At 43.3% G+C, this 22,750-nt stretch carries 17 protein-coding genes; 3 read left to right on the top strand and 14 right to left on the bottom strand.

What is annotated here, in order from left to right:
* Window positions 1-10 precede the first annotated feature (10 nt).
* Genes CLHUN_RS13640 through nifH form a run of 11 tightly spaced genes read right to left on the bottom strand, consistent with a single transcriptional unit; the run spans window position 11 to window position 10,911 of the window.
* The gene (locus CLHUN_RS13640) at window positions 11-820 is read right to left on the bottom strand and encodes a beta/alpha barrel domain-containing protein (RefSeq protein ID WP_080065189.1); all 810 of its coding nucleotides are present in this window, start codon (window positions 818-820) and stop codon (window positions 11-13) included.
* A complete protein-coding gene (locus CLHUN_RS13645) occupies window positions 813-1,886 on the bottom strand; it encodes a homocitrate synthase/isopropylmalate synthase family protein (RefSeq protein WP_165755756.1) in 1,074 nt (357 codons plus the stop codon). The genes CLHUN_RS13640 and CLHUN_RS13645 overlap by 8 nt, the downstream gene beginning before the upstream one ends.
* A gap of 38 nt (window positions 1,887-1,924) precedes the next feature.
* The gene (nifB, locus tag CLHUN_RS13650; protein WP_080065191.1) at window positions 1,925-3,205 is read right to left on the bottom strand and encodes a nitrogenase cofactor biosynthesis protein NifB; all 1,281 of its coding nucleotides are present in this window, start codon (window positions 3,203-3,205) and stop codon (window positions 1,925-1,927) included.
* A gap of 28 nt (window positions 3,206-3,233) precedes the next feature.
* Window positions 3,234-4,574, bottom strand: a complete 1,341-nt coding sequence (locus tag CLHUN_RS13655) for a nitrogenase component 1 (RefSeq protein ID WP_080065192.1) — start codon at window positions 4,572-4,574, stop codon at window positions 3,234-3,236.
* Window positions 4,559-6,088 (bottom strand): nitrogenase component 1, encoded by a 1,530-nt coding sequence (locus CLHUN_RS13660; protein WP_080065193.1) that lies wholly within the window; start codon window positions 6,086-6,088, stop codon window positions 4,559-4,561. Before CLHUN_RS13660 ends, CLHUN_RS13655 begins: the two co-directional genes overlap by 16 nt.
* A 58-nt stretch (window positions 6,089-6,146) precedes the next feature.
* On the bottom strand, window positions 6,147-7,532 hold the full coding sequence (locus CLHUN_RS13665; RefSeq protein ID WP_080065194.1) for a nitrogenase component 1: 1,386 nt from the start codon (window positions 7,530-7,532) through the stop codon (window positions 6,147-6,149).
* Window positions 7,533-7,564: 32 nt separating this feature from the next.
* Window positions 7,565-7,906, bottom strand: a complete 342-nt coding sequence (locus tag CLHUN_RS13670; RefSeq protein ID WP_080065195.1) for a Fe-only/vanadium nitrogenase subunit delta — start codon at window positions 7,904-7,906, stop codon at window positions 7,565-7,567.
* Window positions 7,907-7,944: 38 nt separating this feature from the next.
* A complete protein-coding gene (locus CLHUN_RS13675; protein WP_080065196.1) occupies window positions 7,945-8,310 on the bottom strand; it encodes a P-II family nitrogen regulator in 366 nt (121 codons plus the stop codon).
* A gap of 12 nt (window positions 8,311-8,322) precedes the next feature.
* Entirely contained in the window at window positions 8,323-8,649 is a 327-nt protein-coding gene (locus CLHUN_RS13680) for a P-II family nitrogen regulator (protein ID WP_080065197.1), read from the bottom strand.
* 30 nt (window positions 8,650-8,679) lie between these two features.
* The gene (vnfD, locus tag CLHUN_RS13685; RefSeq protein WP_080065198.1) at window positions 8,680-10,068 is read right to left on the bottom strand and encodes a nitrogenase vanadium-iron protein, alpha chain; all 1,389 of its coding nucleotides are present in this window, start codon (window positions 10,066-10,068) and stop codon (window positions 8,680-8,682) included.
* 18 nt (window positions 10,069-10,086) lie between these two features.
* On the bottom strand, window positions 10,087-10,911 hold the full coding sequence (gene nifH / locus CLHUN_RS13690; protein WP_080065199.1) for a nitrogenase iron protein: 825 nt from the start codon (window positions 10,909-10,911) through the stop codon (window positions 10,087-10,089).
* Between the two features lie 902 nt (window positions 10,912-11,813).
* Between nifH and anfO the strand changes: the two genes are divergently transcribed.
* The 3 genes from anfO to CLHUN_RS13705 all read left to right on the top strand — a co-directional run bounded on the left by anfO (window position 11,814) and on the right by CLHUN_RS13705 (window position 14,454).
* Entirely contained in the window at window positions 11,814-12,443 is a 630-nt protein-coding gene (gene anfO, locus CLHUN_RS13695) for a Fe-only nitrogenase accessory protein AnfO (protein ID WP_080065200.1), read from the top strand.
* 33 nt (window positions 12,444-12,476) lie between these two features.
* Window positions 12,477-13,400 carry a hypothetical protein gene (locus tag CLHUN_RS13700; RefSeq protein WP_080065201.1) on the top strand — a complete coding sequence of 308 codons (924 nt, stop codon included), beginning with the start codon at window positions 12,477-12,479 and terminating at the stop codon, window positions 13,398-13,400.
* A gap of 100 nt (window positions 13,401-13,500) precedes the next feature.
* Complete coding sequence (locus CLHUN_RS13705) at window positions 13,501-14,454, top strand: helix-turn-helix transcriptional regulator (RefSeq protein WP_080065202.1); 954 nt, start codon at window positions 13,501-13,503, stop codon at window positions 14,452-14,454.
* Between the two features lie 97 nt (window positions 14,455-14,551).
* Here the strand turns inward: CLHUN_RS13705 and CLHUN_RS13710 are convergent, their stop codons facing one another.
* The 3 genes from CLHUN_RS13710 to CLHUN_RS13720 form a co-directional block, all read right to left on the bottom strand.
* Complete coding sequence (locus CLHUN_RS13710) at window positions 14,552-17,464, bottom strand: glycosyl hydrolase 115 family protein (RefSeq protein ID WP_242656518.1); 2,913 nt, start codon at window positions 17,462-17,464, stop codon at window positions 14,552-14,554.
* A gap of 291 nt (window positions 17,465-17,755) precedes the next feature.
* Entirely contained in the window at window positions 17,756-20,590 is a 2,835-nt protein-coding gene (locus tag CLHUN_RS13715) for a glycoside hydrolase family 9 protein (protein ID WP_117387059.1), read from the bottom strand.
* 40 nt (window positions 20,591-20,630) lie between these two features.
* Window positions 20,631-22,715, bottom strand: a complete 2,085-nt coding sequence (locus CLHUN_RS13720) for a glycoside hydrolase family 9 protein (protein WP_080065204.1) — start codon at window positions 22,713-22,715, stop codon at window positions 20,631-20,633.
* Between the last annotated feature and the right edge of the window lie 35 nt (window positions 22,716-22,750).

The raw sequence follows: 22,750 nt of genomic DNA on the forward strand, positions 1-22,750 counted from the left end.
ATGTATCTTTTCAACTGGCTTCCGATAGGCTGCAAGCTCCATTTACCATTCCCACCAGCTCCTCCAGGACATCTGTTCTGATGCCGGTATCCATTCCATACAGGCTTTCCAATATCTCGACAACACCTTCAAAAGGCGCGTTTCCAGCTCTCTCTCCTATACCGCCCACAGTGACGCTTGCCAGCTCTATACCTGCTCTTACGGCAGATATGGTGTTTGCCGCAGCCAATCCGAAATCATTGTGCAAGTGAACCTCAATGGGAAGGCTGCACCTTTTTGTCAGCCTCTTCATGGTATCAAATATGCCAAAGGGCTCCAGACACCCCACAGTGTCTGCATAACGGATTCTTTCAGCGCCAAGCGCCGCAGCCGTCTCTGCAACCTTCAGAAAAAATTCCTCATCTGAGCGGGAAGCATCCTCCGCCCCCACAAACACCCTGCATCCAAAGCTTTTTGCATATTGCAGGGAATCCTTCAGCCTGTCCAGAACCCATTCCCTGCTCTTTTTCAGCTTGTATTGGATATGGAGATCCGAAACAGGTACGGAAATGTGAATGCAGGAAAAACCACAATTGATGGCCTGCAATATATCCTTTAAATCCGCTCTGTTCCACGCAATTATTTGTGCCTTCAAGCCCTGCCCCAGAATGGTTTTCATAGTCTCCTGCTCTTCAGTTCCCATAGCAGGTATCCCGGCTTCTATTCCAAAAACTCCGGCCTTGTCAAGAGTCCTGGCAATCTCCACCTTCTCATGAGGTGAAAACACCAGACCGGCAGTCTGTTCCCCATCCCTCAGTGTTGTGTCAATAATTCTAACCATTGCAGACTGCCACCTCCTCTATCAGCCTGAGCAATTGCTCATCTCCAACGGCTGTTTTCTGCTTGATTGCCAGGCTTCTCACCTTTTCCAGCAAAGTTTTTATGCAGTAGGGCTTAACATTAATATTCAGCTCCTGAATTTTATGCTCAATAGCGGCTTTCCCGGAGTGTTTTCCTATGACAATTTTTCTCGAAAGGCCTACCTCTTCCGGTGCAAAGGGCTCATACAGCTCACTGCGCTTGTATATTCCATCAACATGTATGCCTGATTCATGAGCAAATATATTGGCTCCAATGATAGGCTTGGTTTTTGGAATCTCAATCCGTATATATTCCAGAAGCTCCTTGCAGCAAACAGCTATGTTTCGAGGTATGTCTACGGGTATTTTAAGCAGCCTGCTGATTCCCATGGCAACTTCTTCATAGGCCGGGAACCCGCCGATACCGCCGATAGAAACAGACATTGTACCAATTCCGCTTTTAACGGCTCCCAGGGTATTGCCCGTTGCAAGTCCAAGACCGTTTTTGCCGCCATATTCCAGCTTTACCGGTACGGCCTTTTTTATTTCCAGCAGTTTCATATAAGTAGAAATAGGGTCAAGGCGGCTTTCACCGTCATGCACAATAAGTCCGCTTATTTTAAAACTGTTCAGGATATTTAACAGTTTTTCGTTCTGAAACTCTTCTATATTTTCTGTGATGTCCATGCATCCCAAGGTTATTTTCATTTTAAAACCGGCCGCCAGGGTCAGTACCTTCATCAGTTCATTTACAGCATTATCAGAAACAGCATTATTTATATTGATCTTGATCCACGAAATCCCCATTTCATATGCGGCAAGCACCTGTTCTTCCTGACAATCCACCCATGCTCTGATACTGCCGAAATCCATATTCAGGCTATTACCCCCTGAATATTTCCGAAGAAAATTGATATGTATATCAAAATACATCTTTGTCATGGCTGTTATCTTTTTCATCAGCAACATATAATCCGGCAGGTCTATTTTTTCATTTTTCAACGCATAAGCCAGAGTTTTATCAATGAATACAAATTCGGAAATCATAAAACCACCTTCCTTCGGGAAAAATTTCAATCCACAGCTCATATGGCCTTTTTTACACCAATACTGCGTATTACGCTTAACAAACCTTCTTCCACGCTTTCACAGGATTCAACTATTAAAAAACCTCTGTCAGAAAGCCTCTTCTGTGCATCAAACCCTATTCTCATAGTCAGAACCACATCACAGTCCTGAATTACCCTTAGGGCAGCTTCCTTTCTCTCTTCAGCATTGTCGCATTCCGGGCCGGTACAGTATTTTTCCACTTTTCTGGTTTCAACAAATACTGTTTCATATCCATCCACATCATATATGTGAAACTCCTCTGCATGGCCATAATGCAAATCCACAAGCTTTTTATATTTGGAGGTCACAGCAACTCTGTATTTTTTAAGTACAATGGTTCCAACAGCTTTTTCATCAGGTTCCCTGCTGGCAGTTCTGTATTTGTAGGACTGATCCTCTTTCAAAAGTCCGATGGCATCGGCCCTGCATTGCCGGCAGTGGGTCATCTGGTTGATTTCCTTACCGCACAGGGTTCTTATGGCATTTATATCCTTCATGCTTGTCTGGGGAAGATTCTCAAAGGCGCTTCCCTTCGCAGGAATCAAAGGCATTATATTTGTTATGAAGGCTCCCAGTCTTTTTACTTTTCTGACCACTTCAAATATATGACTGGAGTTAATGTCCTTAATCATTACAATATTGACCTTGACCAGTACTCCATGCTCAGCAAGATATTTTATGCCCTCCAGTTGATTTTTTATAAGTATCTCCGCTGCCGCTTCTCCGGTATAATATTCCCCTCCATAAACTATATGGTGATAAATCTGAGCGCCTATGGCAGCATCCAGGGCATTTACCGTAACGGTAACATGCTTTATTCCCATTTCAATTATTTCAGGTGCGTAATCAGGAAGCATCAAGCCATTTGTTGAAATACAAAAGACCACATCCGACCACTCCTTTTGAATCAAGGCAATTGTCTCCTTAACCTCCGGCCAGTTTGCCAGTGCGTCTCCCGGCCCCGCAATACCCACAACGGTCAACTCAGGAATATCCTCTTTCACCTTTTTAAACTTATCCCTTGCCATTTCAGGCTTCAATATTTCACTTGTCACCCCCGGGCGGCTTTCATTTACACAGTCATATCTTCTGTTGCAATAATTACAACTGATATTACAAGCCGGCGCCACAGGCAGATGCATTCTGGCATATTTATTGTGGCCCTCAAATGAATAGCAGGGATGCTTTAAAGTCATTTCCCTCAGCTCTTCAGGTAAATTTGTATTTTCATGTTTTTTATCACACATGCACTGCATAGTTAGCCCCCTTCAGCAATAAGTCCTGTTACGCATATTGCTCCCAGTTTATTTCCTTCGAACGGAATGCCCGCTCCCAATCGTTTCCGATTATTTCAAGCATATTAAGCATACCTTCATATCCCATATAAGCCTTATCAAGATAAATATCCCTGTTGGTTGGCGCAAACAGGTCAAAAGCAATTTTAATGCCTGCTTCCTCAGCCATATATTTTTCCCAGGACGACCCCAGCACTGCATCCACCCTGCTTTCTTCAAGCGCCTTTTTAATTTGATAGCCATCTACTCCAAAAGCAACTTTAGGGGATATGCCCATGCTCTCGATTTCGCGCTCCAATATTTTTGCCGCCCTGGTATTGCTTGACCTGATAAGTATAAGTTCAGGTATCATTTCCAGCTCCTCAAACAGCATCCTCACAAGAGCTACTCCATAGGTAGCATCGGCACAGACTGCTATCCTCAGATTGCGGTACCTTGGAATTATCATCAATGCTCTTCTTCTGAGAATATCGGCCACTTTTTCTTCCCCGGCCCTGATAATTTCCTCAGCTTTTTCTTCCTTATCAAAATATGTGGCAACTGACCTTATCCATCTGGCAGTATTCTTTAGTCCCACAGGCTGCGGGATATCTCCCATAATGAGGGGTATTCCCTGCTTTTCCTGCATTCTTTTTGCAAAATCCTGTCCCGCATCACCGCTTAAAAGTATATTTGCCTTTGCATCGGCAAAGCTTCCCAGCTCCTCGAGGCCCATATTGTGGGGTAAAACCGTCTGAACTCTGATATCAAGCTGCTCAAGCAGGTTCTTGATATGGTCCAGATCCCCCATCCAGGTAGGATTAATATTTGCCTGGGGAATCAATAAATTGACACAATCCTCCGCACCTCCTCCGGAGGTTTTAATAAAAGGCGTAATTGCTTTCAAACCAAGATTTATACCGTCATATACATTACCCCTGAACCCTCCTGCCACCACAGGTATCAGTCTGGCATTGATTTCAGGCTGAAGGTTTTTGCATAAGCCCTCAATATCTTCACCGATTATGTCTGCCGCACAAGTTCCAACTACAAACATCACGCTTCTTCCAAAGGATTTATCCGCTTCCCTTATAAGATTTTCCAGCTTCTCGGAGGCACCCATTATAATGTCGGTCTCAAAAAGGCGGGTACACCCTATCTTTCGCTTTGTAAAATCTATCTCATGGTTGTCAAATGCATTAGCCACTGTAGCTGCACAGCCTTGAGGAGAATGGATAACTATGCTCACATCATTTATACCCGCTATAACACTGGCCACTCCTTCAAGTGCGCAGCCAAGCACCGGGTCCTTACTGTGGCTGCAGTTTTCAAATTTCAATTCATCATACATTTGCCCCGTCTCCTCTCGGCATATACTGTACAATCAGGGAGCTCACTTCCCAGCTTGCTGGTCATGGAACCGGCTGATGCCAAACCGGACTTTTCAGGGAAAACTATCTTTTTAAACAAAGCACTTCTTTTTCTGAATGAATATTCCAGAGCGGTATTGATACACTTTGCAACCTTCAAAGCACCTCTGTACCCGAATCTGGGCCTGTTCATAATGGCATTCAGATCAACCACCGGAATGCTTGGGAAGCTTAATGATGACCCGAAATACACAACAGAATCCTTATCAAACCCACCAATAAAATCCAGCAATTCCTCTTCTGTCTGCTTCATGGATTCATATTTACCAAAGGCCAAGGTCCCCTTCGTTATCAATATCTCCGGATCAAGCCCCGTTTCCAGCAGGTAGTCTATGCTGGTTTCCCTTGCCCCGGTATTCCACGGGTGGAAATTATAGATTACTGCCCGCATTCCAAAATCACGTTCCAGCATATGTGCTATTGAAAGACATTTTATGGCATCATGCCCTTCAATAATGGCTATTTTATCAACCAGCTTTTTTCTGGCCTCTTCAAATTCCTCTTTAATGTGGGAGTATTCCTTTTGAATTAAAGCTTCGGCTTCATTCTCCATACCCAGATACTTCGACGCTCCTTTGATCCATTTTTCAGTGGCACTTATGCCATAGGGCAAAATAGTGGAGTTGAGGGGAGTTCCAAATTCGTTCAGCATTTCAGTGCCTATTGCATAGCCTATATCCAGGCACAGGGTACAATTTACCGCAACAGACGGAGCTCTTTTCAATTCTTCCAGAGAACAGTTGCCGGCGATTATGGAGTTTACTCCAACTCCCATTTGTTCCAGAAGCCTGACCAGTTCCTTGACATCCGTATCCACTTCCGTCCTCTCAGGCCCCATCTTTCCCCCTACGATATTCACGGATCTTTCCAACTGTTTTTTAAGTTCTGCGGTAGGGGCATCCATCAGTTTTGTTATTTGCTTGAATACCAGGTCAAATCCGCTTCTGTACTCTCCTGCGAAGCCTTCGCAATGAAGAGTCATAAGTCTGGCAGAAACCTTACTCCTGAGACCGTCCACTATTGCATCAATATTGTCTCCTATAATTCCGGTAGCACAACTGGCAGCTATAAAAATAATATCCGGCCTGTATTTGCTGTCCACCTCCAGAATAGCACCCTTCAGCTCGCCCTCTCCTCCGTGGATAACCTTTTCTTCATCCATATTTGTGCTTATCACCGGCTCATAGGGTGATCCGCTGTTTCTGCTGTTGGTGAGCTTATAGGCCTTTTTTACCCCATAGGCGCAGCCGCTTGGCCCATGTGTTATTACAATAGAATTGCGTATGCCGCTCAATATTTTTGTGGCGGTCCAAAACTTGCAAGGGCGAGTATGACTTCCTTGTAACCCGGTTTTTATCTTCCCCTCTTTTGCCAGCTGATACAATTCACTTAAGTGCCCGTAAAAAACTATATTTTCATCTATTTTACCTGCCACAATTATCACTCCTCGCCCATCAAGAATTTTGGTGCTGCTTGTTTTTCCGGCTAATCCATCACCAGGTATTTAATATCCATTCTCTGTCCTTCTTAAACTCCATGTCTGCAAACAAGGTGTTTGCAATGGTTTCACCAAGATATACCGCACCTCTGTATCCTACTACGGGTTGTCTGTATATGCCTGCCCTGTCAAAGGTGGGGAATCCTACTCTCACCATGGGTATCTTGTTGTCAATTGCCACATAGCGGCCCTTTGAATGCCCCATTATGAGGTCTACCTCTATTTCCTTGTCCTTTATCTTCTTTTCAAGCACCCATAGATCGGCATTCCAGATAACTTCCATATCAAAATCTATGTTTTTTTCAAGCTGCTTCAATCTGGGGTCCTTCTGATAGGCTTTATTGTCATCGCCCAACAGGAGTAATACGGGCTTCAATTCCACCTCAAGGCAAAATTCCGCCAATGCAATCACCAGATCGGGATTTCCAAATATGGCAACCCTTTTATCTGCAAAGAACATATGTGCAAGATCAGCCAAAGCATCTATGGCCTTTCCTCTTTCAATTGCCAGAGAATCAGGAACTGCTTTTCCGGTCATCAGGCTTATGTTTTTGATAAACTTATCGGTATTTGAAATTCCTATGGGTGTGGGCCCTATTACAGCGGGAACTTCCAACTCATCCCTCAGATATTCGGCAGCCGCAGCTCCTTCATATCTGTTAAGGGCAATGGTTCCAACCGCATTTGCAGAATCTATTATGTCTTCAACAGTAGTGCTTCCAAAAGAAAATGCATCCTTCCCCGGCATAGTAGGCGAATCAAAGCTTTCAGTATCCATGAGCACGTTTGCCTCCACGCCCATTTCTTTTAAAATATACTTAAATTCGGTTACATCTCCCGGATTTACCCAACCGGTAATTAAATTCAGCTTTCCGTTTGGCTTGCCTTTTTTTGCCAGTGTTGTTACCAATGCCGTCATAGCTTCGTTATAACCACTGACATGGCTTCCTTTAAAACTTGGAGTGTGAACAGGTATCAGGTGAACTTCCCTGTCGGGAAAATTCTTCTTGATACTTCTTCTCATTTTTCCAACCAAGCCGTCTATGTCATCTCCGATTATTTCTGTGGAGCAGGTTGTTATAATCGGTATTACTTTTAAATCAGGATATCTTTTCAGCATTGTATCAACTGCATCCTCAGCTCTTACAAGTCCGCCAAAAACCGCGGCGCTTTCATGTATGGAGGACGAGGCTATATCGAAGTTTTCTTTAAAATGCTGTGCAAACAGCAGTCTTACGAACATGCTACAGCCCTGACCTCCGTGAACCAGAGGAATACAATCAGTTATTCCGATGCAGGCATACTGTGCACCAGCCGGCTGACAGTTATACATGGGGTTGATTATACCTGTCCTGTCCTTCTGCTTAACCATACAAGTCATATTTATCACCTCTTTGTTCAATCAATTTGTTTTTAATAATTTTGAATGTTGAGCTCACCATTTTGAGACTTTGTTATCGTAACGTCAATAATCTTTTCCTTTACTGCATCAATAGTTGATTTAAGCTGTGACACATCCATATCCTTAACCCATGGATATCTCTCTGTTACCTCCATTGCTACAATCCTGGCTTCAGCGTAAAAGGCTCTGTCCTTCAATGTATCCGCTACTTCCGGCTGTCCTCCCGAAAATATGACAGGCAATTTGTCAAGTATTCCGTTTATGTTTTCATCTCTGTCCCATGCACGGGAATAAAACTGCCATAAATATCTCTGCTGAAAAAATTTATACAATTCCGCCACTTTATCTGCCATTAAAACTCACCCCTTCATCGTCAATTCCGAATAATCGGTTATACTGCCGCACCGCCGCGTTCACCTGTGCTGACCCTTATTACTTCCTCGACGGGAAGCACAAATATTTTACCGTCGCCCGGATTACCCTTTTTGTTGACCTTTATTATGGTATCTATAACCATTTGAGCATCCGAATCATTGACAATCACCGACAACATGCGTTTCGGGATTAATCTGTGTTCCTCGGATACTGCCTCAACTACCTTCGGGGAAACTTTATTGTCAACCACTGTAAAATTAACTTTCTTTTTGCCTCGGCCCATGACTTTTCTGCAGTTCAAGCCGGATATTCCCCTTGTAAGCAAAGCTTCTTTTGTCTGATTTATCATATCCATTCTTATGATAGCTAAAATTTCCTTCATAAACTTGCCTCCTTACAGTTGATCTAGTCCGGAACTTACGGTATAGGCCTCCAGTACAGGGCTAATGAAAATCTTACCGTCACCGAAGGCTCCTTTTGTACCTGTTCTGGATTTTCTCAGCAATATTTCAATGACATCCTCTTTATCCTCATCCTTTACAACCATCAGCAGCATTTCCTTGGGTATTTCATCATAGTACATGTCCCCGAACTGAATTCCCCTTTGTCTTCCACGTCCCATAACATCCATTTTTGTAACTGCCGGAAAACCCGATTCCAGTAATTCGGTAAGTACCTCAGCTACTCTTTCAGGTCTGATAATTGCCCTTATCATTAACATAAATCATCCATCCTTTCGATTAATCAATAATCAGCCGACTCTAATATCATTGGCGGCCAGTTTCATAAGTGGAGAATTAGTGGCATTATACATATCCCTGGCCATATTGGCAAAGCCCTCAAAGCCCATGTATGGCCCGTTATGATATGCATGACCGTTTATATATGGAATGTGAAGTTTTTTAACAAGCTCACCTACTCTGGGCCCGGTGAAAATAACATCCGGCTTAACCATGTCCAAAACTTCAAAGAATTCAAGCTCATTTCCGTCATCTATATAAATAGTACCTTCACGACCTCTGGATATTACCTTTTCAAAGTCCTCCTGATGTCCGAACTTGGAAGACATGGCTACAACCTCCATACCCAGGTCGTCCTCTACCGCCTTGGTCCAGTGCCACAGTCTGGGTCCGCCTGTCCAGATAGCCATTTTCTTGCCCTGCAGCCTTTCCTTGTACCATTCAATCTTGGGTTTGTACTTGGCCATTTCTTCGGCAACAAGTTCTTCTACCTTGTCTTCAATTCCAAAGAAGATGCCTACCTTTCTCAAACCAGCCATAGTGTAGTCAAAGCCCCAGGTATCAATATCCAGACGAGGGATTCCATATTTCTTTTTAAGCTCGTTTGCAATGTAGCCTGCCGATCTGGAACAATTCACCACGCTAAGCTTTGCTCTGTGCATGGAACGGCACTGATCATAGGTTGCGTTGCCTGTAAAATGGCCCACGATTTGAATGCCCAGTCTCTTGAAATATTTCTCAAGAACAAAGGTATCACCCTGAATATTGTAATCACCTATAAAATTAATTGTGTAATCACTTGTAATCTCAGGTTCTACAGTTCCTACCTTTTCGTTCATCCAGGCAATATTCAGCACATGATGGCCTTTTGACTGGCTGACGCCTGCGAAACCCGGACATTCAACTACAAATATGTCAACATCGCCCAATTCTTTTTCCACATCTCTTGCCACCGCCTTTGGATCATCACCAATCAAAGCTGTTCCGCAGGTGGTATAAATATACATTCTTTTTATATGAGGCATCTCGGCGAAAGCTTCGACTATACTCTTTTTAAGCTGTTTCTCGCCGCCGAATACTATATGGCCTTCCTTCAAATCGGAGGACCAGACATATTTTAATTGAAAATTGTCATTGTCACTGGTATATCTTTTTGTGTGCCAGGTATCGTATGCACAGCCTACAGGTCCATGTATCATCTGAATGGTGTCCTTGAGAACACCGCCGATAACCAGCTTTGCTCCGCAATAGCTGCAGCCTCTTTCAGACAAGGTGCCCGGTATGGTCTCTACGTTGGAACTTGGCAAATAATCAGATATGTCTTCTCCGGGCATCTTGATATAACAATGCTTTTTACGTTCGGGAATAACTTCGTCGCATTTAAATAATTGTAACGGCATATTTTAAGACCCCCTTCTCTAATCCATAAGACCGTATCTTACTACCATTGCTTCAAGCTGATCCATGCTGAGCGGCTTGGGGATTACAAACGAATCATTTTCAATGATTTTTCTTGCCAGTTCGCCATATTCCTTTGCCTGATTTTCCTGATCATCATATTCTACTACGGTCTTCTTATTGAACTCAGCTTTTTGAACAATATTGTCTCTCGGCACAAAATGAATCATTTTAGTTCCGATTGCAGATGTAAATTCTTCCATAAGTTCAACTTCATTATCAACCTTGCGGCTGTTGCATATTATACCGCCAAGCCTGACACCGCTTTGATTTGCATATTTCAGAAGACCTCTGCAGATATTGTTTGCGGCATAAATCGCCATCATTTCTCCAGAAGCTACAATATATACCTCTTCTGCCTTACCGTCACGGATAGGCATTGCAAACCCTCCACAAACAACGTCACCCAAAACATCAAAGAATGTAAAATCCAGTTCAGGTGTATAAGCACCCAATTCTTCCATTAAGTTAATTGCTGTAATAACACCTCTTCCGGCACAGCCTACACCAGGTTCGGGTCCACCCGACTCGACACACCTGATTCCTTTAAAGCCGGTTTTTACAACCTTTTCGATGGTTATAGCGTCTTCACCCTCTTCTCTCAAGGTATCCATCAGTGTCTCCTGTGGTTTTCCCCCAAGAATCAATCTTGTAGAGTCAGCCTTCGGGTCACATCCATGTATGAAAACCTTCTTGTCATAGAAATGTGCCATTGCAGCAGCCGTGTTCTGCTGTGTGGTGGATTTTCCTATCCCACCTTTTCCGTAAAATGCTATTTTTCTCATAGCTACGCCCCCTTATAAAACCCAATTTTTTTATATTTATTTACCGCACGTATTGAAAATACAGTGCATTTATAATTAAACTACCTGGTCAATCAAGGTATAACAAATCAAACCAAACCACATTGCTTGATTGACTGTGTAGTAAAATCTCACTTCAGGATTATTATTTTTTTGTTTTCAATTGATAAACTTAATTGATTCAATAGTGATTGCTCTTCACTTCACTTTTTCACTTCACTGTGGGATTAGGAGTTTTTGATCTACGGTGGCTGCAATACGGCCTGACAAGGCTCCGCCACAATAAGTTTTTTTGCATTGCGTCTTTGAAATGGATTTTATATGACATAATACAGCATTGTTGCCATACTTGAACTTTGTATAGCCGTCATATAAAACAAGAATTTTCTTGATTGGCACCATTGGCTCTCATGTGAATACAAGATTTAACTTCAGTGCTGGTATGTTTTTTAATACAAAACTATTCTATCTGGAATTATTTAAAATGTTTTATTCATTTTGTATTGTTTGACACAATTATAAACAAATTAGAATAAGATGTCAACACTTTTGCAATAATTATTTGACTAATCCTTCATAATTCATTAAGCTGTTCAAATCCCATAACTGGCAATTAGTGCAGGTTTTAAAGTTTTTTTATAAATTATTACTAACTTTTTGCGACTCTTTTTTCATGTTTTTATGCATAATTAATAATATGAACTTGCATTCAAAAGTTGTAAACTTAAAATAACATATTTATAACCGTCAGTACTTTCTCTATACTTTAATACATTTTTATTTAATCCGGAAATATTTTGTCCATTTTGTATCAACTATGCATCAAGATATATTTTTAAGCCGGAATAGAAACATCAATTACTAACATTTTAAGGAGGATTAATATGAAATCATTTGCTGTCTATCTAAACAAGCAGGATGCCACATGCTCATTATCAGAGGAGGGCAGGATCAGAGTTTATTCCCACAATTCCCAAGATGCGTCCTGGCACGCTGCAAGGGATATTGAATTTACTCTGGCAGATTGCCGTACGCTGCCGGAGTTTCGGAAAAAAATAACCCATATGATAAGCGAACTAAGCGATTGCAGGATTTTCATAGCAAGGGAGGTAAACGGACAGTTGTTCAGTATTTTGGAGGCCTATCGCTTCAGTATATATGAAGTTGACGGAAAACCCGAACAGTTTCTGGATTCCATATATGAGCTGGAGAGCAAAGAACTTGCTGCCGCCGCACAGGCAAAGGCAGAAGCGGTCACCGGAAAGACTCCGGAAAAGTCAGATGAAGAAGGACGGTATTTTCTCGATTTAAAGGCTGCTTTAAACCAGAATCCTCATCTGACTTCAAAAAAAATTCTGCTGCCATTTATATCTGAAAGGAATTTTAAACAGTTGGAATTGATTTGTGACCACCTCCCCAAATGGTTTAATAACGAGCTTGAAAACCTGGGTCTGATTTATTCTGCGGATAAGGCTGCCAGCGGTGACATCAAGGTGACTATTTGCCCCAAATAACCGCTATTGAAGGTTTTAAAGGAGGTATACCCCATGTTTACAGATTTAAACAATATTGACAGAAGTACTTTACCCTTTTATGAAACATATCCTGACGGCCGATTACAGCATTGTATTTTAAACAGGCCGGTACTTGTAAATTCCGGTCCGGGAGCTTTGATACCCCAATACGAGCACGCAGGCATCCGAAAAAAGCACACCTATTCTGTAAGCTTTTTTGAATCAGGAGTAATCAGCAGGGTAGCTTTGAATGAACAAACCGCCATAGCTACTCCCATAGGTTCTATTCCTGCTGAGCTTATTATTTTTTATGAAAGCGGCAGTCTAAAAAGAGTCTTCCCCCTGAACGGTCAGATTTCAGGTTATTGGGAGGAAACAGACGAATACTCCCTGGCAGAAGAACTCTCCATTCCATTAGCCGGCCAGAGCATAAAAGCCAAGATAATTTCCATAGGCTTTTATGAAAACGGAGAAATCAGCGACCTCACCTTCTGGCCAGGCCAAAGAATAACACTTAAGACCCCTGCCGGTGAACAATTTATAAAAACAGGAATAACCTTTTACCCGGGAGGTGCCATAAGCTCCTTTGAACCTGCAGTACCTGTCCTTCTGGAAACGCCCATAGGATTTTTAACGGCTTACGACACCACGGCCTCAGGCATATCAGGAAATAAGAATTCATTAATTTTCTGTAAAGCCGGAACAATAAAATCAATAATTACCTCCAGGGAGAAAGTAACCGTCAGTTCAGCCAGCGGTTACCACAAGGTATATGTGCCCCTTACAGGCTTCAATTTTTTCAAGCCGCTGAAAATAAGCTTTGAAAATGGAAAAGTCAGCTTTAATAATGAAATCACATATGACATAGATGAATATGACTTCTCAATAGACGAATTTGCCAGGTCCGGGCACAGGGACTGTGCGGATTGCTCCAACTGCAACCAATGCTGTGACTAAATACATACAAATAATCTGCAATATACAATTTATATATTTTTAAAAAACAAAATATGCTATAATCATATAAAACCTTAGATGAAAGGCAAGTAAAAACGCTATGGATAACAGGCCTTTAACTCCTCAGGAAGTTGCAGATATATTAAAGATTTCCAAAAGCACTGTTTATGATCTAATGAAGCGAAGGGAATTAAATTCCTATAGGGTTGGAAAAAAGCTGAGAGTGGATTTGTCGGATGTGGAAAAGTATAAAAACAAAACCAAGATTCCAGTCCAGGAGGCCGGTCTTGCGGATGCTGTAAAAAGTACGGTTCCTGCGGCATACGAAGAACAGTACTTTTCTTCTAATAACACCTTTATCATATCCGGCCAGGATGTCATTCTGGATATCTTATGCCGCTATCTCAACAAGCATCCTGCCGGAATCCGCGCCCTCCGCTCATATGAGGGAAGCTATAATGCCGTATATGCATTGTATCAGGGAGAGGTCCAGGCGGCAACAGCACATATGTGGGATAGCAAAACAGGAGAGTATAATGTCTCCTACATCGAAAGGATGCTTCCGGGTACCCCGGCTGTTATTATCCGTCTGGCAGGCAGAATGCAGGGTTTTTACGTATCCAAGGGCAATCCCCGGGAAATAAGGGATTGGCGTGATCTGAGACGCCCGGATATAACCATTGTTAACCGTGAAAAGGGCAGCGGAACCAGAATACTGCTGGATGAGCATTTGCGCAAAATGGGCATATCCGGAAGAAGCATAAAAGGTTATTACAAGGAGTACCAGTCCCATATTGCGGTAGCCAGCAGCGTTGCCCGCGGTGAGGCTGATTGTGGCATAGGCAATGAAAAAGCCTGTTTGCAGGTGCAGGGCATAGACTTTATACCCATTCAGAAAGAACAGTATGATATGATTCTTAAAAAGGAAGATATAAATACTCCTGCTGCAGATGCCATTTTTTCCATACTCCGTTCAGAGGAATTCAAACTGGAATTGCAGGGTCTGGGTGGCTATGACCTGGACGACATCGGCAGGATAATCTCTGAAACCTGAGTCATTATAACAAGAAAACTTGCATTTTATATAAGAAACCAACCTTCTGCTTAAAAATACAAGTTCAGAAGGTTGGTTTTTTAATGTTCTTATTTGGTTAAACGGTTCGCCCCACATAGAAGCTCTCACACGGCCCAAAGTATGATTTTGGAAGCTCCTCCCGGGATAAAACCAGCTTTTGCAGAACCAAACCCGCATCCAAGCCATAAAAGCGGAGGGTGTGTACTCCCCTGGCCAATTTGTGGTTGGTACTGGTTATATGAATATTGTCCAGCACGGCATCGCACCAGATATCATTTTCATAACTGCCTGCAATAAATTCCGGAGGCAGAGCATCTGCCACTGTAGCAGCTCCCCCGTCAAAAGCAACCGCATACCTCAATCTGCTTTTTTCATACAAATTATTAGTGGGAGCTGTATAGGTTGTTAATATATATTCCGAATCCCTGTTGACTTTTATTTTATATTCCAAATATGGAGCAGCCTCCGGCGACTCAAAAGACACAGTTGTGGGGAACATCTTAACTGCTGACAAGGTACGCCCGTAATTTTCAATTACCTTCCATTCCACGCCGGATTTTTCACCCCTGTCCGCTGTATGCTCCGCTTCAATGGAAACTACGCCCTGTGCCTCAACAAATGTCATGTGCTGCAAGCCTTCAGTGTCTGTGACTTCAGCCACAACCTTGACCTGTACGGTTTTCCCCGCACCACAAACAGTTATTAAGCCCTGTGCAGAGGCGGAAACTCTACCCCAGTCAACGGTTACGGCTATTGTCTGCCCTAACCCGACTCTTCCAGTCATTTTGTCAACTATAATCCAATCGGCATCAGCTTCAACGCTGTATTCGAACTCCCCACTTCCACCATTGCTGATTGTAAAAGAACGGCGCTCTTTCAGCAGGTTCGTAAATACCGGCAATTCACAGCAATCCGAAGTATAGCCAGGCTCGCTGCCCTCAACGTCAACAATCATACGGCTTCGCTTTTTCGGTGTGATTCTTTTGACTGCCGGGTACTTCCATCCCTCAGGACTCCACTGGGTATAGCCTATATGCGGCGAACTCATGATGCCCTTCCACTTGCCGCCGGACATGACTTCATTGTAATGCTTTTGCATATTGCCGTCCGCATCTATGCATTCCTGCACCAAATCGGCAAAATGGTTTGCCAGCACGCTCCTGCGCTTGTGATACAAATTATTCAGACCTGCATAAATCTGCATTTTCACTATATTTGCAGATGCCGCCGCAGGATAATTAACCAACTGATAATAGGCGTCCCCGGAAGTTTCAGGAACCAGCTTTTTATATTGGCTTGCCCTGTTTTCCAGGTCCGCTGCCTTTTCCAAAACCCTCTGTGCCTCGTTATAATTTATGCAGCTATAAGTATCCTGATAGGTTACCTCGGGCTTTCTGCTGCCATTCATTTTTGTATAATCCGACAATACATCTGCTATACCGTTTGACACCCTGTCTTCCAAACCTTTTCCAAACTGCCTTGAAACCCACATTTCAGTATATTCTCTGGTTTTATTCCGGCCGTTTTTCCCCCAGGTATCAAAATCATAGGCCAGATCCATAAAATAAGATACCGGAAATTCCATGGGCTTCAAATCTCCTATGTTTACAATCCATATATCTCTTACTCCGTAATCAAATGTCATGGACATTTGCTCCCATACCTTTTCAAGAGGAGTGGTGTTAATCCATTCATATGAGCGGGGTCCGCCGTGATAATCGAAATGGTAGTACATACCCCAGCCAGCCTTGCGGCTGCGCTCATTTTCGGCAGGCAGGGTCCGGACATTTGCAAAGTTGTCATCCGCCAGCATGATAGTTACATCGTCCAGTACGTCCCAATATCTGAGTCCTTCGGCGGTTTCTGAGCCATACCAGTATTTTTCCACCTCCTTATATATTGTGAGTACCTGGGGTGCCCTCTCCAGTCCATGCTTTTTCAGAAGGTCCTTTTGTGTTTTTATGATTTTTTTCAGCAGCTCTATATTCTTCTTTTCCGACCCCTTCAGAGCAGAGTCCTGTTCACCTCTCATACCGATTGTAATCAGGCTTTCAAACTCCTTATTCCGCATTAAGCCGTCTTCCCAGAACCTGGTTATGGCCTCTTCGTTGGTTGAAAAATCCCATGCCTCATTGTTCCCATACTGCCGGTTTATTTTCTTCCACTCTTCACCAGCCCGGAACATGGGCTCATGGTGGGATGTGCCCATAACAATGCCATATTCATGGGCAAGCCTTGCATTGGCTATGGAACTGCTCTTTCCGTTCTCGCTGAAAACTGCGCTCCACATGGCAGGCCACATGAAATTACCCTTTAATCTCAATATAAGCTGGAACACCTTATCATAAAATTCTTCATTAAAATCTCCAAAGGTTCCTGTAACCCATGTTCCAAGAGATGGCCACTCATCGTTCAGAAAAAAACCCCTGTATTTTACGGTCGGTTCCCTTGATATGATCCCTAGCTGATTTTCTGAGAAAAGCAGCTCCTTCCGCCTGTCCGGCAGCGCATCTCCCCAATAGACCCAGGGACTGACTCCCATTAATTCTGAAATATGATATATACCGTAAATAGTTCCCCTCTTGTCACTTCCGACAATTACAATTGCCTTATCCACTTCTGGCAGAGGCCTGTCAACCACCTGTATCTTGTAGCATTCCCATTTGTTTTCTATCTCCGAAACAGACAGCTCACCCTTTTGAACCAGTTGACTTATCAGAGAGTTATTTCCGGCAGATCCTGCAATTATCACTGTGCCCCTAAGCGCGCCGGCTTCTGTTACTACTGCCGGGATTATGCCTGTAATCAATTTTATATCCTCTGCCAGGGAATCCGCCACCCTCTTTAATCCGGCATAATCCTTTGCCTGAGGATCTATATAAATGGAAGCGGCTTCACCTGACAGCACAATCGGAATTTTTGCACCATCCTCCGGCAACCCCTGGGCTGCATCATTTTCAGTATTTTTCCTATCTGTAAATGTCTTCAATTAAATATCCTCCTTCGGTTTATCTCATTTATCAGCATATGATAAGTATCTGTTATTAAGATTATAATTATTTTCTCAAAGAATAACCATAATAATTTGTAATTTTTATTTATATTTGGTCGAATTTTCAGAGAGGATGCTCAATTATATAAAACAGCCAAGACTTCCTGAACAAAAAAAATCCAGAAAATCTTAATTAATAAGACAATCTGGATTTCCAACATATTTCAGAGCCTAAGGTCATATGGGACATAGGCCTTTTAAATAAAACCGTCTTCAGATGCGGAGCTGCTATTGTTCAAGAAGATACTTTTTAATAACCGCAAGGTCAATTACATTTACCGCTCCGTCTTTATTTGCATCTGCACGGATAAGCGCCTCTGAATCCAATTGTATACCGCCAAGCATATAACTTTTCAGAAGAGCATAGTCAATGGCATCAATAGTTCCGCTGCCGTCAACATCACCTGCCAGATAACCGGTTGTCACAGGCTCGGTTCCATATTTCAGCTCACCCTTGACATAAGCTGAAATTTTATTATTATCTCCAAATTCACTTGCCATTTTGGAGTTATAGGAATAGTCATTTGTCTGATCATAGGCGGCAGTGCTTTCTATCCTGAAAGGCATATTTCCCGTACTGGCCCCCGGAGCAAGCTTGCCGGCGCTGTCTGCAAATGAAATTTCACAATAGCTGTCGGCTCCTGTAACAGGATTGCTGATGCTGTTGATTTTCCCCATAACCTTATCAGTTCCGCAAACCGCATACTCACAGGTGAATGAATTATCACTGTTGCCGTCCCGTGTAAACCAGTAGCGGACCTTTATGTCAGAAAGATTAACAGGTACGCTTCCGGTATTCTTTATATTTATTGCAGCCCTTATTGTATTTTTTGAGGGATCAATTGCACCGCATTTATAGGTTACGCCTATAGCTGCAGGTGAAGTGTCGGGATTTTCGTGAGGATCCTGGGGTTCAAGCTTTGGCGCTTCCTCTCCGTAAACCAATACCCCGTTCAAATATACAGGTACATTCTTGGTTACTGCATACGTGCCTGTAACATTCTTTCTGCTATAGTCATTGGAAGAATCCCAATGGGTCAGATAATTTGAATCCTGCTTTGCTCTGAAGGAGATTTGCAGTTCCCTGTCCCCATATATTTTCCTGCCGCTCCAATCAAATTCGTAATAATAGGTTCCTGCATCATCCCATTTAAATGGCCCTCTGTAGGTTATAGGTTCCTGCTGCATGGAAATCTGCTCGTCATACTCAATTGCAAATATGACATCATCTATGCTCTGTCCGTTTTCCAAAAGCTCATTTATATTGAAGAAATATTTAACCATAAGCCCTGTTTCATAATGAGGGGGCTGACTGGATTCGTTATGCACCCTCAGAACAATCTGCGTACTGTCTTTGGTCTCCCGTTCCACTCTGGCCTCACAATAGTAGTCGTCAGTTCTGGCCTCCTTGGGAGGGAAATTGGCTATCGGTTTCTGACCCTGACCGTAGTACTTGTACAAGCCGGCACAGGCACCTACAAAGGCGGCGTTATAGTCAACTGCTACTTCATTGTAGGCGTACTCAGTGGTAGAGTCAATATGATAATCAGTTACATCAGGTCCTCCAGCCAGTGCTCCCCATAATATATGCCTGTGTTCCACAGGATCATTCATACTATTGGTTTTTGAACCGTGTGCTGCCCTGTGGTGAGGATGCTGTACAGACGGCAGGCCCTGCTCGTATCCATAGCCTACTATGTAGGAATATCCCATAGGGTTCCGTCCCATAAGGTATTCCATCTGGTTCTTGGCCCATGCTCCAAAATCGGTCCTATCGGGATGGTTTTTCATGTAAACCAGTGCCGATAATTGTGCAGCCGTGTTGTAGCGGGCAGATCCCCAGCCATTTATCATGGTATATCCGGCAGGAGAAGGCTTTGCATAGTTTTTGTCGTTAGGGTCCTTATGCTTTGCCATACCACCTGATAAATACTCCACATTCCAGCGGGCAATAAAATCAAACAATTCATTTTCAGGCAACAGCTCGTTCAGCTTCAGGAAGGTTCCTCCCCATACGGCATCCCAGCAGTGCACCCAGGAATTGTACCAGGTATTTGTATTATAAGTCTCAGGTATTATCCTTTTCATGTATCCGGTATAATTTCCCTTTTCGTCCACCGAATCTATATCCTTAATATAGTTCATATTTCCTGTGCACTGGTAAAGCCATGCGGCAGCCCAGGCCAGTTCGTCTTCATCATAATCCGAGGTATAATAGCCATCACCTTTTGCAAGGCCTCTGTATTTCTTTGCAAAGTCATACATGGCCTTTGCCACGGTCAGGCACTTCTGTGCATACTGCGGATCGGAATCCTTAAAAATCAAATATGAGGTGCAAAGTGTTGCTGCCGTGCTGGCACAAACATCACTGCCTGGCGTTTCTGCGGTAGCAAAGTCGGCAGGTCTTGGGATATTGTCAGGGTATAGCTCCGGCGGCCCCCAATAGCAATGGTCTGCATCACCTTCTCCAACCATGTAGCAGAATGCAATCATATTTCCATTCTTATCAAGAAACGAGCAGCGTAAAAATGTATCTGTAAAATACCTTAATATTTCTAGCATGTGCTCTTCTTCACCAATTGCCTTGTAGGCATCCCTGAACTCGTAAAAGCCCCAGCCCAGCGTACCTGCCGTATAACTCTGAGGAAGTCCGAATCTGACATGGTCGCCTGCGTCATGAAAGCCCCCGTGCAAATCCATTGTTCCGTCCCCGTCCGGGTCCAGAATATCTCTGTATTTATCAATAAAGGCTTTGGAAAGCGAGGTATTGGAAAGAGGGATTTTTTCATCACCCTCATGACAGGAACCCCTCCATTCCAGCCTTCCGCCTTTGTCATATCCGGCTTCGGCACCACACTTTTCGGCATCGTAAAAATACAGGGATTTTTGAAGCGCCTCTGCAAAGTTGAAGTAATTATAGCTTTCCCAATTTTCCGCCGGTGTGAATGTGGCAGGAGGGGCTTCGGCATATGCCGCCCCCGCCGTAAATAGCTGTACCGCAATAACACTGGCTGTCAGAATAAGTGACAGGCTCTTTATAAATTTGTGTTTATTACTCATCATAAACCTCCCGAAAATTCTTAAATTCAAGATATAGGAGCAATTATTGGACTACAGGCAATACTGCCTTACCCAGCAAGTAAAGTCTCAGATTTGCAAAGTCCAAAGCATTTACATCTCCGTCCTGATTCACATCGGCATTTTTTATATTTATTCCGCTGGAATCCGAGCTAAGCAGATATTTTTTCAGCAGGGCAAAATCTATAGCGTCCACCTGCTTGTCATCGTTCAGATCTCCGTACAGTATTTCTGTTCCACCTGAGGGATCTTTGCCGTATACCTTGACACCGCTTTTGTAAATAGGTATGTTTTCCAGCTTTGTATATGCGGTATCATTAAGCCCCACTGCCGAGAAATCATTGGAGGAATCCCACAGCTTGCTCTCGTAGTTGTACACTGCAAATTGGACATAGGTTCTTGCATACAACTGGCTGTTGGGGAAGGTCACCTCAACATAGTAGATGTTTTTGTCCTTGTCCCAGGGCTGTATTGAAGATATTTCAGCTTTGGCCGGGGAGTAATATACTTTAGTTGTGAATTTTGAAGGATTGATGCCTGCTACGGCAAATTCCGACAGGTCCATAAAATACTTGCAGGATAAGCCGGTTTCATATTTGGGAGGTGATGTGACGATGTTGTACAGATTAAGGTCGATTGTCAGGCCTTCGTTACTTTTTTTGTATATTTTAGCTTCAGAATAATAGTTTGTAGGTTCACCTTCAATACCGGGAGTAGGCCCAGGCATCTGATTTCCTCCCAGGTATTTGGACATTCCCGCCAGTGCCCCAACAAGTCCGGCATTATAGTCCAATCCGGTTTCAGAGTATACATATTCATTTACATTATCATGATACTCATCCTTCATATCTGCGCCGCCCACAAGTGCACCGTACAGGATATGCCTTTCGGGCAATTCCTTCTTTTCGTCTGCCGGAGGCCCTTCAAGTACACCGCTTGCCGCCCTGTGATGCGGGTATTTCGGGTAGTTGTCTCCAAAGCCTACCATGTATGACATGTTATTTGGATTTTTTCCCAGTATGTAATCAATCTGAGATTTGGCAAAATCAAGGTATTTCTTGTTCCCGGTTTCCTTGTAGTATACAAGCTGCACCATACTCTCCGCTGCCGGATATTTGCATACACCCCAGCTATCCAGATATCTCAGCCCTCCTGGAGTAGACTTCAGCCTGTTCTGCCAGTAATCCAGATGATCCTCGGCAATTATTTTATACCTGGGATCATTTGAAAGTGTCGCAAGCTTGATAAATACTCCTGTCAAAACATAATCCCAGCACTGTGTCCAGTTGTCGTTGAACATGTTGTCTCCGCTGATTTTTTTCTCTACCATCAGTTTCTCCACATTATTCATATATGTCTGATCATTAGTTGCAACATAAAGCCATATTGAGCCCCACATGAGTTCATCCAGATAATCCCTGGGCAGGTAGTAGCTTTGTCCTTTGCTGTTTCCCCTGTAGGTCATGCCAAAATTATATAAATCCTTGGCATATTGCAGGCATTTGTCAGCATATACGGAATCCCTGTCCTTATAGTTCAGGTACATCAGTGCCAGTGCTGCCGCCGCATCTCCTGCAACATCAGAACCGGGATTTGACGGTGTGGCGGCATAATATGCAGGCCTGTCATAGGTTTGAAGTTCAGGCGGACCCCAGTACTGATGGTCTACATCTCCGTCTCCCACCTGATAATAGAAAGTAGTCTTATTGGGGAAGCATTTTATAAAATAGTCACAAAAATGCTTCAGAATATTCAGCATATATTCGTCCTGTCCCTTGGCAATAAAAACATCCTTAAATTCATAGTAGGACCACGCAAGTGTGGACGCCGAGGCACATTGAGGCAACCCGAACTTGACATGGTCTCCGCAGTCGTGGAAGCCCCCGGTCAAATCCAGTCCAACATCCTTCCCATCCTCAATATGGCAGGGTCCACGCCATTTGATCCTGTTGTTTCCGGCATCCGGACCGCACCAGTTTGCTTCGTAGAAAAGAATGGATTTGGCAAAAGCATCAACATAGTTGAAATTTGTTTCCTCAGCCGCAACCGTTTGAGGAATAATGCCTGTCAGAAGAATGGCAAGCACCAGAATAATACTTATCCTTTTCATGTTTTACCCCCTTAAATTATTCAAGATAATTTGAT

Source organism: Ruminiclostridium hungatei (assembly GCF_002051585.1).
Classification (GTDB): Bacteria; Bacillota; Clostridia; order Acetivibrionales; family DSM-1351; genus Ruminiclostridium; species Ruminiclostridium hungatei.